The 14097-nt window shown below is 34.0% G+C and carries 15 protein-coding genes; all 15 read right to left on the bottom strand.

The genetic code is table 11. The annotated features are described in order from the left end of the window. Nucleotides 1–20: 20 nt before the first annotated feature. Nucleotides 21–2444 (bottom strand): TonB-dependent receptor, encoded by a 2424-nt coding sequence (locus Q0807_RS14385; RefSeq protein ID WP_299110930.1) that lies wholly within the window; start codon nt 2442–2444, stop codon nt 21–23. Nucleotides 2445–2701: 257 nt separating this feature from the next. Further along, nucleotides 2702–3706, bottom strand: a complete 1005-nt coding sequence (locus Q0807_RS14380; protein WP_299110929.1) for an NAD-dependent epimerase/dehydratase family protein — start codon at nt 3704–3706, stop codon at nt 2702–2704. 62 nt (nt 3707–3768) lie between these two features. Next, the gene (locus tag Q0807_RS14375) at nt 3769–4338 is read right to left on the bottom strand and encodes a Crp/Fnr family transcriptional regulator (protein WP_299110927.1); all 570 of its coding nucleotides are present in this window, start codon (nt 4336–4338) and stop codon (nt 3769–3771) included. 109 nt (nt 4339–4447) lie between these two features. Continuing rightward, on the bottom strand, nt 4448–4699 hold the full coding sequence (locus Q0807_RS14370) for a hypothetical protein (RefSeq protein ID WP_299110925.1): 252 nt from the start codon (nt 4697–4699) through the stop codon (nt 4448–4450). 95 nt (nt 4700–4794) lie between these two features. After that, nucleotides 4795–5184 carry a nuclear transport factor 2 family protein gene (locus tag Q0807_RS14365; RefSeq protein WP_299110923.1) on the bottom strand — a complete coding sequence of 130 codons (390 nt, stop codon included), beginning with the start codon at nt 5182–5184 and terminating at the stop codon, nt 4795–4797. 68 nt (nt 5185–5252) lie between these two features. Then, nucleotides 5253–6143 (bottom strand): MBL fold metallo-hydrolase, encoded by an 891-nt coding sequence (locus tag Q0807_RS14360; RefSeq protein WP_299110921.1) that lies wholly within the window; start codon nt 6141–6143, stop codon nt 5253–5255. Between the two features lie 86 nt (nt 6144–6229). Beyond that, nucleotides 6230–6808: a Crp/Fnr family transcriptional regulator gene (locus tag Q0807_RS14355; RefSeq protein WP_299110919.1), complete on the bottom strand. Its 579-nt coding sequence runs from the start codon at nt 6806–6808 to the stop codon at nt 6230–6232. Nucleotides 6809–7015: 207 nt separating this feature from the next. Beyond that, nucleotides 7016–7426: a DoxX family protein gene (locus Q0807_RS14350; RefSeq protein WP_299110917.1), complete on the bottom strand. Its 411-nt coding sequence runs from the start codon at nt 7424–7426 to the stop codon at nt 7016–7018. Nucleotides 7427–7509: 83 nt separating this feature from the next. Beyond that, nucleotides 7510–7983 (bottom strand): Crp/Fnr family transcriptional regulator, encoded by a 474-nt coding sequence (locus tag Q0807_RS14345; protein WP_299110915.1) that lies wholly within the window; start codon nt 7981–7983, stop codon nt 7510–7512. Nucleotides 7984–8298: 315 nt separating this feature from the next. Beyond that, nucleotides 8299–9411, bottom strand: a complete 1113-nt coding sequence (locus Q0807_RS14340) for a polysaccharide lyase family 7 protein (RefSeq protein ID WP_299110913.1) — start codon at nt 9409–9411, stop codon at nt 8299–8301. Nucleotides 9412–9572: 161 nt separating this feature from the next. Beyond that, nucleotides 9573–9830: a hypothetical protein gene (locus Q0807_RS14335; RefSeq protein WP_020897037.1), complete on the bottom strand. Its 258-nt coding sequence runs from the start codon at nt 9828–9830 to the stop codon at nt 9573–9575. 78 nt (nt 9831–9908) lie between these two features. After that, nucleotides 9909–10217, bottom strand: a complete 309-nt coding sequence (locus tag Q0807_RS14330; protein ID WP_299110905.1) for a co-chaperone YbbN — start codon at nt 10215–10217, stop codon at nt 9909–9911. Between the two features lie 61 nt (nt 10218–10278). Beyond that, a complete protein-coding gene (locus tag Q0807_RS14325; RefSeq protein ID WP_299110903.1) occupies nt 10279–10917 on the bottom strand; it encodes a peroxiredoxin in 639 nt (212 codons plus the stop codon). Between the two features lie 208 nt (nt 10918–11125). After that, nucleotides 11126–12619 (bottom strand): Na+/H+ antiporter NhaC, encoded by a 1494-nt coding sequence (gene nhaC, locus Q0807_RS14320; protein ID WP_299110899.1) that lies wholly within the window; start codon nt 12617–12619, stop codon nt 11126–11128. A 156-nt stretch (nt 12620–12775) separates the two neighbouring features. Continuing rightward, nucleotides 12776–13975, bottom strand: coding sequence for an aminotransferase class I/II-fold pyridoxal phosphate-dependent enzyme (locus Q0807_RS14315; RefSeq protein WP_299110897.1), 1200 nt, complete (start codon nt 13973–13975; stop codon nt 12776–12778). Nucleotides 13976–14097: the final 122 nt, after the last annotated feature.

Genomic DNA, 14097 nt, shown 5'->3' with positions numbered 1-14097 from the left:
CGCGCTTTAACTTTTTGTAATTAAAACTGGTAAGACATATTAGCCAATAATGCTCTTGGTGTTTGTGGATTAATGGTGGTCCAACCTTTGTAATATTCTTTATTAAAAGCGTTGTTTAATTTTAATCCTATTCTGTATTTATCTGCTTGGTAAAACACGGCTGCGTTTGCAATGGTGTAACTCGGTAGAATAAATTCGCCAGTAGAAGCATAGTTAATGGCAAAACGGTCACTAGCACCATTGACGCCAAAACCAAGTCCGAAACCTTCTAAACTGCCTTCTTGGAATTCATAATTTGCCCAAAGGTTATATAATTCTTCTGGTCCTGCTTCAAGAGGTCTTCGGTTTAAAATTTCTGTGTTATCAGATTCGGTGGTTTCACTATCGTTGTTGCTATAACCCGCTCTAATGTTTAACCCTTTAACTGGGTTAGCGTTGATTTCAATTTCAAAGCCTTTACTCACCACTTCACCACCTTGTATTTTATTGAATAGGGAAGAAGGGTCTGTAATTACTCGGTCTTTTACTTTAATATCGTAATAGCTAATCGTAGCATTTAAGCGGTTATTAAAAAGATTGGTTTTAATACCAAACTCTAATTGGTTGGCTTCTTCTGGGTCAAAAGATTGCAGTGTTTGTGGACCAGCATCTGGATCACCCACTAATTGAGGCGCTACATTGGTAAAGCCGTTTTGGTAATTCCCAAAAACTGATAATTTATCTTTAATAGGTTGGTATACAATTCCGAATTTTGGAGATACTGTTGTTTGGTCGTAATCATCTGCGGTTGTTGTGAGATCACCTTCATTATCAAAATGGTCTAAACGCAAACCTACCATAGCAGAAAGGTTATCTGTAATGTTTAAAACATCTGAAGCATACATGCTATAAATTTGATATTTAGATTTTAAGTTACCAACACCTTGTGACGCTAATGCAGCATCTACTGCAGACGTAGAAAGTGCGTAAGCATCTGTCTCAACAGCTGCTGTAAACGGATTGTCTCCATTAGAACCACCATCTGGTGTTACATTGCCATAAAACGCATAGCCAGTATTGTTACTCGTTTCTGTGGCATTGAAGTAATCTAAACCAATAACCACTCTATTTCTTAAGGATGCTACTTTAAAATCGCCAATAAAGTTTTGTTGAATGTCTGTAGTTTGCGTATTTGCATTTTGTTTACTGATAAAGCGCGAATAGGTATCACCTTCTAAAATCCCAAAGTCGAATAAATAAGAATAATAACCACTTGTAGAAGTTGAACTTTTAGAAAGTAAGGTTTGTGATTGCCATGTGTTAGACAATTTATAATCCATCTCAACTCTATAATTCTGTGTTGGGTTCAGTAAGGTTAAATCGTTGCTTGTAAACGATAATTTGTTGTTGTAACCTAATTCATCAAGGTTAGAAGAGGCCGTTGGTGCACTTCTGTTTAAGAATAAAAAGGTTGGGTTGGTTTGTTCGGCTTGTGTGATTTCACCGTAGAAAGAAAATGAAAGTTTGTTATTCACTTTATACGATAATGAAGGGGCTACAAAAAATGATTTTCTAAAACCTGCATCTTGAAAACTTTGTTCTGTGCTGTAAGCCGTATTTAAACGGAAGTATAAGTTATCTTCTTTACTTAAAGCGGTATTAAAATCACCTACAATTTGATTAAGACCGTAAGAACCAGACGTAAATGATAATTCGCCACCTGTACCTACATAAGGCTTTTTGGTTACAACATTAATAAGTCCACCGTAAGAACTCACCGCATTACCAAATAAGGTTGCAGAAGGGCCTTTTAAGACTTCAATACGTTCAATATTTGCAGGATTGATAGTTCCGTTGGTTAATCCAGGTAAACCGTTTACCAATTGTGGTTGCACAGAAAACCCACGAAGTCCGTAATAACCTGCACCATCACCACCACGACCAGTAGACGACCATAAGTTTTCTACACCAGTAGCATTTTTTAAAGCATCGTCAAAGTTAGTAACGACTTGTGTTTTTAGAAGTTCTGTGGTAATGGTGCTGTACACTTGTGTGTTTTCAATATCTGTTAAGGGCAGTTTAGAAACGTAAGCGGTTTTCTTTCTCGAGAATTTATTACGACGTTCGCCATCAATAACCACTTCACTTAAGATTTCATTTCCTTCATAAAGCACAATAGTCTCTAATGTTGTGTTTTGATTATTTGAAACCGAAACAGCAACTTCTCTAGTTTTAAAGCCGATGTACGAGATTGAAAGAATATAATCACCAGGTTCTATACTACTGATTTCAAAAGTTCCATTTTCGTTAGATTGTGCGCCTTTGTTGGTGTTTGTTAAAGAAATATTGACACCAATAAGAGGTGCTTGGTTGTTGTCTGTAATGGTTCCTGTAATGGTTCCACTTTGAGCAAAAGCTATATTTGCGAACAGAAATAAGGTTAAAATTGATAGTAAGCTTTTCATTTGTTTTTATTTAGACTTAATATGAATAGTTAGTTTTTGGCAAAAATATATTTGTCAATTGAATTACACAAGTTATTTATATTAAATCTAAATAAGAATTTTTAAGCGCTTGATTTGGTGTAGATAACAGGGCTGTTTTTATGCTTTATAGGATGAAAACTGATTCTGATTTTGAAGAGTTGCAACGTATCACTTGCAACCAAAAAACCACTTAGCTTTTGCAAAGTGGTTTTAAATATGCTTGTTAGTTATAAACTTTATGGCGCCTTATAATCGTTTTTTAAGTACTTGAGGGCATCTTCTAAAGCTTGTTTTGAGGGTTTAGGGTTAAAGCCTAATTCGTTTTTAGATTTACTAATATCATAATCTTGTTTTAAGCCATAAAACATATCTAAATAATGACGTTGCAATAAGGGTTCTTTACCCGTTATTTTACTGCTAAATTCCATTAAGCCTGCAATAGAATATAATAAGCATTTGGGTACTTTTTTAGGTGTTTTTAGTTTTAATTCAGGATACAAATCTGCTGCTATTTTTACACTGTCTTGTAATGTGGTATGTGTTGGGTTTGAGAGAATATAACGCTCTCTATCTTTACCTTTTAACATCGCTTGGTAAGCACCAAAAGCCACATCTTTTACATCTACCCAATTTAAAGTGACGTTAGTATCAACTGGTATCTCACCATTTAAAATTTGATACACCAAATTGTTAGAATAACTAAGTTTGTGTGCATGGCTACCAATCATTGCAGATGGTAAAATAACAACGGTTCTTATGTTATATTTTTCACCGAGTTCTAAAGCTAATTTATCAGAATCGTTTTTAGAATTGTAATACCAGTTTCGTCGGTCTTTATTATACCCATTATCTACATGAGCAGGTAAGGCGGTAAAGTCTAATGATGCTACAGAACTCACATAGACAATGTTTTTAATACCACATTCTTTTGCGATATCGAATACATTTTCTGTGCCTTTTAGGTTATTGTCATAAATCTCAGCTTTTGGGTTTTTCGCCCACATACTAAAGTTGGCAGCTACAGCATATAAATGCGTTACATTTTTAAATGCTTTTTTTAGCGATGCTCTGTCTAAAAGGTCTGCTTGTACAACCTCGCAATCTAAATCTTTAAAAGGTGCTGTATTATTGCTATTTCTAACGGTCGTTCTTACAGTATGGTTTTTAGAACGTAGTAAACGGATTAAGTTGTTTCCTAAATGGCCATTTCCGCCTGTTACAAGTGAAATCTCTTTGCTCATATGTTATGTTTTTTTGTTTGAGCAAAGGTCAATAGTAATTAAAGCTTGAAAAATAACATTTGTTAGAAAGTAATCTGTTTTCTAATTCTGCTTAACGATTGCGGTTCCATGCCTAAAAACGAAGCGATATTATCTATAGATACGTTTAAGGCTAAGTTAGGCTGTTCTTTTATAAATTTTAAATAACGCTCTTTAGCTGAAAGGACCTGAAAATCTTTAACACGTTCTAGTTTGCAATTGAGATGCTCATTAGTCACGGTTTTTATAAAGTTGCTCCAAAAAGAGGATTTGGCTTGGAGTAAGTCGAAATCTGGTTTAGAGATTTTTAACAGCTTACAGTCGGTAATGGTTTCGTAATAGTCTGGTGCAGGCGTTTCACTCATAAAACTCTCTAGGGATGTGAAAAAATCGTGTTCGGCTATTAAATGTTGCACTACAATTTTACCATCTACATTTTGATAGCCTTTAACAATACCTTCACTTAGAAAATACACATAGCGCTCCGTTTTTCCGGCTTCTAAGAGTAGGGTGTTGGCTGGTACATTTTCGGAGGTAAAATAGGTTTCCACTAAACTGCTATCGGTTTGCGATAGGGTACATCGCGATTGCATATAGTTGTGTAAGTTTTTCATGGGTATGATTTAAATAGTGTTTGTGTATGGTTAAGCACCTAATTTAGCAAATATATCACAGATAGCATATTCCGCAAGAATGCTCGTAAGTTGGCAGTGCACTACCCAATTAAATATACATGGTTTTACCTGCTGGCTTTTTTCTAAATCCATAGTATCCACAAATTAGAGCGAATAACATAATCACACCATTAATTATCCAAAATGTCCATTCATATTCTCTTTCAATTAGTAATTCATAACTTGGTCCAGGCACATTTGTTTGAACTCCAACATTTAGACTATTCGGTTTCGAGTTGGCATTTGTAAATTTTAATTCATATTCTCGTCCTGAATCGCTAAAAAAAAACATTCTCTTCATTAATTTCTATTGGTTTTCCATTGGTATAAATCGCTGCGTTTATTTCATAAGGATTAATTGAGTCCATCTTATTATACGGTGTTGGGCATAGTGTTTTAACGTATTGCTTCGTCAACCAATTTGCTATCTACAAACTGCTCAAAACTGATAATCTTACCATTGTTTAGTTTCCAGATATGGGCAACACGTGCTTCAAAATACTTGTTCGTTTTTTTATAGGTGCCGGAATATGTGCCATAAGCAACTACTTTGTCTTCATTTGCAATATAATCTTCGGGTGAAAATTTATAATCAATCCACTCGCTACCTAAGCGTTGAAAAACATTTTCGGTCACACTTTCTAAACCAAAATAAGTTCCTGCATACGGAAAGCCTTTGGCTTCTGTCCAACTGATATTTTCAGCAACATGTTTGGCCAAGTTTTTACCGTTTTCTTCTGAAGTTTTACCTTCATATGTACTTTTTATGATTTCTAAATTCGTCATTGTTTCATTTTTAAATGAACAACTTGACACTACTAAAAGTAATGTCAAGTTGATAATTGTTATAGGTTTTACCATTTCATTTCTCCTGTGTTCACTTTTGCTCCTAGCACTAATGCTGTTTCAAAAGTTAAATTCGGATATTTTGATTTTATTGTTGCTATCAACGCTTCAGAAGTAGTATTGCTTTTTAAAGCGTCTTCATAAAATTGAATATAATTTTTAGTGTGGTTTACAGCATCAATAGTAAAATCGGAATTTGTATTTGCGTGTGCAGGAATTACTATTTCAGGTTTTAAATCACTGATGGTATTTAAAATTGAAATCCAGCTGTTACGTGCTTCTGTTGTTTGTGCATCTGCCATCCATATATTAAATGTTGTACCAAAAACATTAATACCACCTAAAGCTGTTTTTATTGATGGAATCCATACAAAGGTTCTTTTTGTGAAATCATCTAATCCAATGATTTCTAGTTTTTCGCCTTCTAACTCAATATAATTTTCTTTTAGAACTTGAGGTAAAATAACGTTAGACGTAATTTTATCGCCTAGTCTTTCGCCCCAAACTTCTAATTTCTTTTGAGCTGTCGCTTTTATATGTTCTATTGTTGCAGGCGATGCATAAGCCGTAACCTCTGGGAAATATTTTTTGAATACTTCCAATCCGAAATAAAAATCAGGGTCACCATGAGACACATAAATAGTCGTTAAGGTTTTTCCTGAGTTTTTGATTTCTTGAGCGACTTGTTCTGCCTCTGCTAATGTAAATTGTGCATCTATTAATACGGCATCGTTTTTACCAGATATAATTACTGAAGCAACGCCAAAACTGTTTTCTGATGCGTTGTAAACTTGTAATTTAAAATTGTTTGTTTCTATTGTTTTGAAACTTTGTGCTTGTGCGTTCATTTTGAATAAAATTAAAATTGTGAATAATGCTGTTGAAATAATTGATTTCATTTTGCTTGTATTTAATGATGGTACAAAGATGCGATCATTACCTACTTCAAAACATTGAACAAGTTCAATAAATGAATTCTCAACGATTATTTACTAGCTATTTTTCGTCTAATTTTACTCAAAAACTCGTGGCTTATACCTAAGTAAGCGGCAATCTGTAGGTTGGTTAACCGTTGAAAGAGGTTGGGATATTTTTCAATAAAGTCTATATAACGTCGGTCTGCTGTTTTACTTAAATTATCTATGATTCTTCGTTGTAAGGCGATATGTGTTTTTTGAGTCATGACTCTAAACAGTTTCTCTATTTTAGGAATGTTATTATAAGCAAACTCTTTATCTTTTTTTGAAATTAATAATACTTCACTATCCTCTAATGCTTGAATATAAAGTTGTGATGGTTTTTCATTAGTAAAGCTGTCGATATCAGTAATCCACCAATTTTCTTTTGCAAAATAGAGTACTTGTTCAAAGCCATTACTATCTATATGATATACTCTGAAAAGCCCTTTGGTAACAAAGCCCTCAAACTTGCAAATTTCACCTTCTTGCATGAGGAAATGTTTTTTTCTAACTTCTTTTTGGTTAAATAAGCTGCAAAAGCTTTCTAGCTCTTTTTTTGAAAGCGTAATATGGTTTAATATATTTTTTGTTAGTAATTCTGTCATATTCGAAGGATTTCAATATTACGCCCAACGTTTAGTCTTTAGTATAAGAGTAGTAGCGGATTTATCTGCACTTACATCTCAATAAGCAATATAGTTAAATAAAAGCAATAGCGGTTCAAGTTTACACCAGAACCGCTATTGCTTTTATACATTGTTGTACGCTGTTTTTATTCAACTCACGTAATTTATAAAGCCAGTAATTTCACATTAATTTTTGGCAAGTATAGGTGCTTTTTTTCTTCGTCCCCAAGCAATAAAAAGTGCAAGTCCTAGTAAAATTACATTCATTCCTATTGCAGAGAACTCTCCTCTAGAGGCATGAAATCCACCGGCTAATACCATAACCAAGGCTAAGCCAAGAGCTGCCAATACCGTTAAATTAGGTTTCCATCTGAAAATTGAAGGGATTAATAATCCTAAACCACCCAATAGTTCACTAACTCCTATAAATTTAACCAATGCAAGCGGTGTATTTGCTACCCATGGAAGCGCTTCTGTAAGTGCTTCAACCGGTTGTGTAGCTTTCATTAATCCAGCCATGATAAACATTAGGGCTAAAAATCCTTGTGCAATCCATAATGCTATATTAATTGCTTTGTTACTTTTTTGATTTGTCATTATACTTTAAATTTTATTTATAGAACAAAATTCATAGTTTTTGAAAGCCTATGCATTGATGTACATCAAGAAATACTATTGGATTATTTTTTTTTAGAAAGTTCATTTCTGATACGACTCAAGGCTTCAGGTGTAATTCCTAAATAAGAAGCTACCATTTTTAGCGGAACTCTTTGAATAATGTTTGGATACGTTTTAGTAAAATGCTCATACCTTTTTTTTGCATTTGAACTCATTAACATTATAATTCTATTTTGCATAGTATCTAAACGTTTTAATAAGGCAGTTAGGTCTGGACCTTCCTTTAGTAATTCTTCTTTTGTAGCGACATTTATAATGGTGTCTTCAAGAGCATCTATAAATAATTGACAAGGTGTATTGGGTTCACAACTGTCAGCAACTAACCAATTTTCAGGACCAAACATATATATATGTTCTTTCCCTTTATCATCAATTATATAGCTTCGTAACAAACCACTTTCAACAAGAAAAACCTTGGAACTTATATCACCTATTCGTTGTAATACAGCTCCTTTTTTTACGTTTATTTTTTTCAATTTTCAAGTCTTATTAAGGTTTGTTCAAATGGCAAACAACTCGTTATACAGTAACTTTTATTACTCATATCCCAAAAATAGAGCAAGATATAGTAGCTTTTTATATTCTAGCAACGAAGTTAATTGTATTTCGTCAAAAATCTATACGAAAAGTTACGTACTGGTTTTCTCAGATAAAAGCCAAGTTGCAATCCTCTAATGCCTATAGGTTACGGTAAACCGTGATAGCTAACTCATAAGAACTGAAACTGTATTAAAAGTAAAAACCACCTTGCTTTCGCAACGTGGTTTTTAGAATTCTTGTTTATATATTATTTAGTCATTTTTAGCAAAATAACCATCATTAGAAACCGCAGCATCACTTACAGATATGCTACCTGTTTTAAACCATACTTCAGCATAATTACCATCAGCATATTGTTTTTGAATATCGCCTCCATGAGTTTCCGCACCAGAACACCAGTTCATGTTTACCTCTGGTGATTTTCCGTTCGTTTGGTTATAGGCACCCAATTTAAAGAAACAACCTTCACCTTTATACGCTTCTTTGCGTTCTACACCATCTTGACCAATTGGTACAAATAATTTTTGTGTTTGCTCAGGGATGTCAGTTTTTGCAGCAAATTCTGATTCAATTAAGTTTTTTGTAAATGTTTTAGTTTCATGTCCTGCACTAGTAAAGGTTAGGTTCATAATACCATCTTTAACTTCGATTTCATAACTAAACTCTTCGCCTAATTTAATACCATCTGTAGGTTCTTCAGGATACGTGTTTGCATCTGTACCAACCACAGAGAAGTCATTTCCCCAAACTGCAGAAGAATAATCCCATCGTTTAGAGTTATCGTCTCCAGCAGTATTGATTTCGTAATGCCAAAACACAGAACCTTTGTCGTGACCAGGATATTTTTTGTAGAATATTTTAAGCGGTTCGTTTTCAAAAGCATCAGCACTATGTATTTGACCTACAACAACAGCGTGTGTGGCAGCTACACGAGCATCACCAGTTGCAGAAACATTCATTACTTTTAATGTTGCTGTTAACTTATCATTAGCCGTTTTGGGATACCATTTTTTGATTTGTGCTAATTCGGTTCTTGTATTATTAGAAGTACCATGTGTGCTACCTCCATTTGGCGCTTTAAAAACAACCCAATTATCTTTACCGTCATTAGCAGTGTAAAAGAAGTCTTTGTTTTCAAAATTATTGGCAATTCCAACATTAGAGCCATCACCTAAAATTAATTTCCAATCATCAAAAAACGGAATCACGTCACTTGCGTAAACCGTTTTAGGAGCTTCTTTTTCGGTTTCAGTAGTAGTTGTTGTCGTTTCAGTTTCTTTAGCTTCATTTTTACAACTACTAAGCGTTGCGAAAACACAAAGGAGTAAGCATGTGGTTAATTTAGAGAGGTGTTGTTTAATCATTCTATTTTGGTTTTTATATTGATTTAGTTACCTAGTATCGTCATACATTAATGACTAAACTAAGGTAGACAAATTTTGGTGAACCAATTACTAAGCGAACAAAAAAAAACCACCTTGCTGTTGCAAAGTGGTTTTAATACGTACTCATTTCTCTTTTTCAATTATTTGTCGATAGAACCTAAAACACGTTTCATAAAGTTGTTAACCGCATCTTTTTTAGTGGCGCCATCTTTTATCATTTTGTTCACTTCAATAGCACCATACATGTTAGAGATTAATTCTCCGATCACATCTAGTTCTTCATCTTTTAAAGAAGGCACTTCAGTTAACGCTTCTAGAGTCTCTATAGTTTCAATGATGTAATCTTCGTCATTGTCTTCTATAAACTGCGTTAAGTGTTTAATTACAGGTAATTTCATTGCTAATGTTTTTGTGTCTTCTATAAGGGCAGTTGTGTAATACAAGGTCTGGACTGCGCTTAACCAGACATTTATAGTTTATGCTACGTCGTCAACAAGTTCTTTTAAAACATCGAACTTATTAGTTTGTACTTGGCTCTTAAATTCGCCATTCTTAAATGTTGCAAACGTTGGTAAATTATCTACGGTTGCTAATTTTCTACTTTCAGGAAATTTTTCAGCATCAGCAATAACAAAGGTTGCACCTTCATGTTCTGTAGCTAATTTTTTGAATTTAGGTTTCATTATTCTACAATTTCCACACCATGTAGCTGAATATTGTACGATAACAGTGTCGTTACCCTTAATAATATCTTGCAGATTATCTTGTTCTAATTCTTGTATCATAGTTTGTTATTTAAATAAACCTGACAGGTTTTAGAAACCTGTCTGGTTTAAATATTAGATATTAATGAGTTGCTAAATAAGCAGCAGTACCTTTAGCGTTAGCTTGCATTGCATCTTTACCTTCTTCCCAGTTTGCAGGACAAACTTCACCTTTTTCTTGTACATGAGTTAACGCATCAATAATTCTCAAGTATTCGTTAACGTTTCTACCTAAAGGCATGTTGTTAACACTCTCATGTTGAATTGTTCCTTCTTCGTCAATGATGTACGTTGCTCTGAAAGTTACATTATCACCTTCAACAGTTACTAAACCAGTTTCTTCATCAAATTGCTCATTGAAAATATCTAAGATACCTAAAGCTGAAGCAAGGTTACGGTTAGAATCTGCTAAAATTGGGTATGTCACCCCTTCAATTCCACCATTATCTTTAGACGTGCTTAACCAAGCAAAGTGTACTTCGGCAGTATCACAAGACGCACCAATTACAATCGTGTTTCTTTTTTCGAATTCACCTAAAGCTGCTTGAAAAGCATGTAATTCTGTTGGACAAACAAAAGTAAAATCTTTTGGGTACCAGAATAAAACCACTTTCTTATTGTTGTTTTTTGCTTCTTCTAGAACGTTCACTTTAAAAGTGTCGCCCATATCATTCATTGCGTTTACGTTTAAATCTGGAAATTGTCTTCCTACTAATGCCATGTTTATTATATTTTAATGTGTTAATTAATTTTCTGATGCAAATCTAGTAAGTCCTATCGTACTTTTAAATAGGATTTGATTATGATAAGGAATAGTGAAATAGCAAGTGTATATGGCATCAAAAAACAGGTCTAAATATTGCTATAATGACAATATTAGTTGCTTTAAAATGTCAACTTGATAATTAAAGAAGGAAATGCTTGAAGTATTAACTATATTTTTTTGTTAACATTTTTATTTTAATTCTAAATGCAGCAAAAATTAATGTTGTGATTGGACTTAGCCAATTAAAAATAGCATAGATGAAATATTCACCAACACCAACCCCTAAAACACCACTTTGGTAAGCACCACAAGTGTTCCAAGGAATAAGTACAGAAGTTACCGTACCAGAATCTTCTAACGTACGACTTAAGTTTTCAGGTGCTAAGCCTTTATCTTCATAGGCTTGTTTGAACATTTTTCCAGGCACTACTAATGCTAAGTATTGATCTGATGCAGTAACGTTTAAAGCTAAACAACTAGCAACTGTACTTGCAAATAACCCAAAAGTAGAAGACGCTAAACTTAGTAATGCTTTACTGATTTTTGACAATGCTCCAATGGCATCCATAATACCTCCAAAGGTCATTGCACAAATAATTAGCCAAATAGTACCTAGCATACCGCTCATACCTTTTCCTGAAGCAGCAAACAAGCTTTTTAAAGTTTCATTATCTGTTTCAATACTCGTATTTACTGTTATTGCATTCATTACACCTTTATAAGCAGATTCTAAAGTTAAAGTTTCTACACCAGCAATTTGAGCTACAATATGCGGTTGAAATATTAAGGCAAAAACACCGCCAAGTAAAGTTCCTATTAACAAGGCTACAAGCGGAGAGGTTTTTTTTACGATAAGAAAAATAACAAATATAGGAACCAAAAATAGCCATCCAGAAATATTAAATGTTTTGTCAATGTCATTGATTAAAGTAGAAGTGTCTGCAGCACCTTCAGTGTTTTGTGTAAAACCTAAAATGATAAAAACAATTAGTGTAACGATGATAGTTGGTACCGTTGTAAGCGTCATGTATTTAATATGCGAAAAGAGTTCACCACCTGCCATAGCAGGCGCTAAGTTTGTTGTATCACTTAAAGGTGACATTTTATCACCAAAATAAGCACCAGAGAGAACAGCACCTGCTGTCATACCTAATGAAACACCAAGTGCTTCTCCTATACCTATAAGAGCAATACCAACTGTTGCAGAGGTGGTCCAAGAACTCCCAGTAGCAATAGAAATAATGGCACAAATAACAACGCAAGCAGCTAGAAATATTGTAGGGTTTAAAATTTGTAAGCCATAGTAAATCATTGCAGGTATAATACCACTGATTAACCATGTTCCGGCTAATGCGCCTACCATTAAAAGAATTATGATAGCACCAGAGGTTGATTTAATGTTTTCGGCAACTTCTTCAATCATTTGATTAAAAGAAACTTTATTAAAATAACCTACAATCGCGGCAACAGCGGCACCAAGTAGCAAGACAAATTGATTACTACCACTTAAGGCATCATCACCATAAACAAATACATTGAAGGCTAGCATTGCAACTAAGGCAATTACAGGAATGAGAGCTTCCCATATATTTAGTTCTTTATTTTCCACTATATGTTCATCTTGTGGCTGTCTAGGTTTAATATCTTGGCTCTCCATTAAATTTCTTTTAGTCAGTTTAGTTCTGTAATGTTACGATTTTGTTAAGCCATTTGCAAATTGAATACGAATCATAGAATGTACCACAAAAAAAAGGGTTAGATTCTTATTGTAGTATAAGAATCTAACCTTTAATTATATAGGTGTGTTTTTTGCTTAAAGAATATCTAATTCTTTCATGCATGTTTTCATCATGTCGTAAGTACGCTCAATATCGGCATCTAACCCTATAGAAAAACGAATTAAACCATCGCTTAAGCCCATTGCTGCTTGCTCATCTTCAGGAATCTCTGAAGATGTAGAACTTCCTGGTGCGCTAAATAAGGTTTTGTAAAATCCTAAACTTACAGCCAAATAGCCTAAGTTACGTTCTTGCATTAATTCCATTAACGCATTAGCCTTATCTATAGAACCAACGTCTACAGTTAACATACCACCATAACCGTATTTTTCATTCATCATAGATTTAAACAACTCATGTGATGGGTGAGACGCTAAACCTGGGTATACCGTTTTTAAACCGTCATTTTCAAATTTTTCTGCTAAATAGGTCGCATTATAACTGTGTTGCATCATTCTAATATGCAATGTTCTTAAATTCTTTAAAACTGAAGCAGAACGCATGCTGTCCATTGTAGAACCTAGTAACATAGCAGCGCCACTGTTTACGTTTCTTAAATCGTCGATTAATTCTTGCGTACCACATACAACACCTCCAACAGTATCTGAAGATCCATTGATAAATTTGGTTAAACTATGAATAACGACATCTGCACCTAGGTTAATTGGTGAAATTGATAACGGAGAAAATGTGTTATCTACGACCAATTTAATGTTGTGTTTCTTCGCTAATTTTGCTAAACCTTTGATGTCAGCAACCTCTAATAATGGGTTACTCACAGTTTCGCAAAACAATACTTTTGTTTTTGGTGTGATGGCTGCTTCTACAACATCTAGTTTTGTGATATCTACAAACGTCGTTTCAATACCTAAACGTGGTGTAAAGTTTTTTAAGAACGCATAAGTTCCTCCATAAATAGTTCTGCTACTTACAACATGTTCGCCAGCATCACAAAGTTGCAATAATACAGGGGTAATTGCTCCCATACCAGAAGCAGTAACTGTTGCTGTTTCTGTACCTTCCATTGCTGCTAAGGCTTCACCTAAATATAAATTAGAAGGCGAAGAGTGACGTGAGTATAAGTAACAACCATCAGCATTACCTTCAAACGTATCGAACATGGTTTTTGCTGATAAAAATGTATAGGTAGATGAATCTGAAATAGAAGGGTTCACACCTCCGAATTCTCCAAAGTATTGTAAATCTTGAATATTGTTAGCTGGTTTAAATTTCATAATTATCTAGTTTGTTTATACCATCAAAAATCGTTTATTTTAGAGTAATTGTCAATGTAGTACTGTAACTTTAGATAAATAAACTATTATAATGTATTTGGATAGTTATATTTTCGTTACTT

This window comes from uncultured Winogradskyella sp., from assembly GCF_947495255.1.
In the GTDB taxonomy this organism is placed as follows: Bacteria; Bacteroidota; Bacteroidia; order Flavobacteriales; family Flavobacteriaceae; genus Winogradskyella.
The sequence above is the reverse complement of the archived record's forward strand: the minus strand, read 5'-3'. Positions and strand labels throughout refer to the sequence as shown.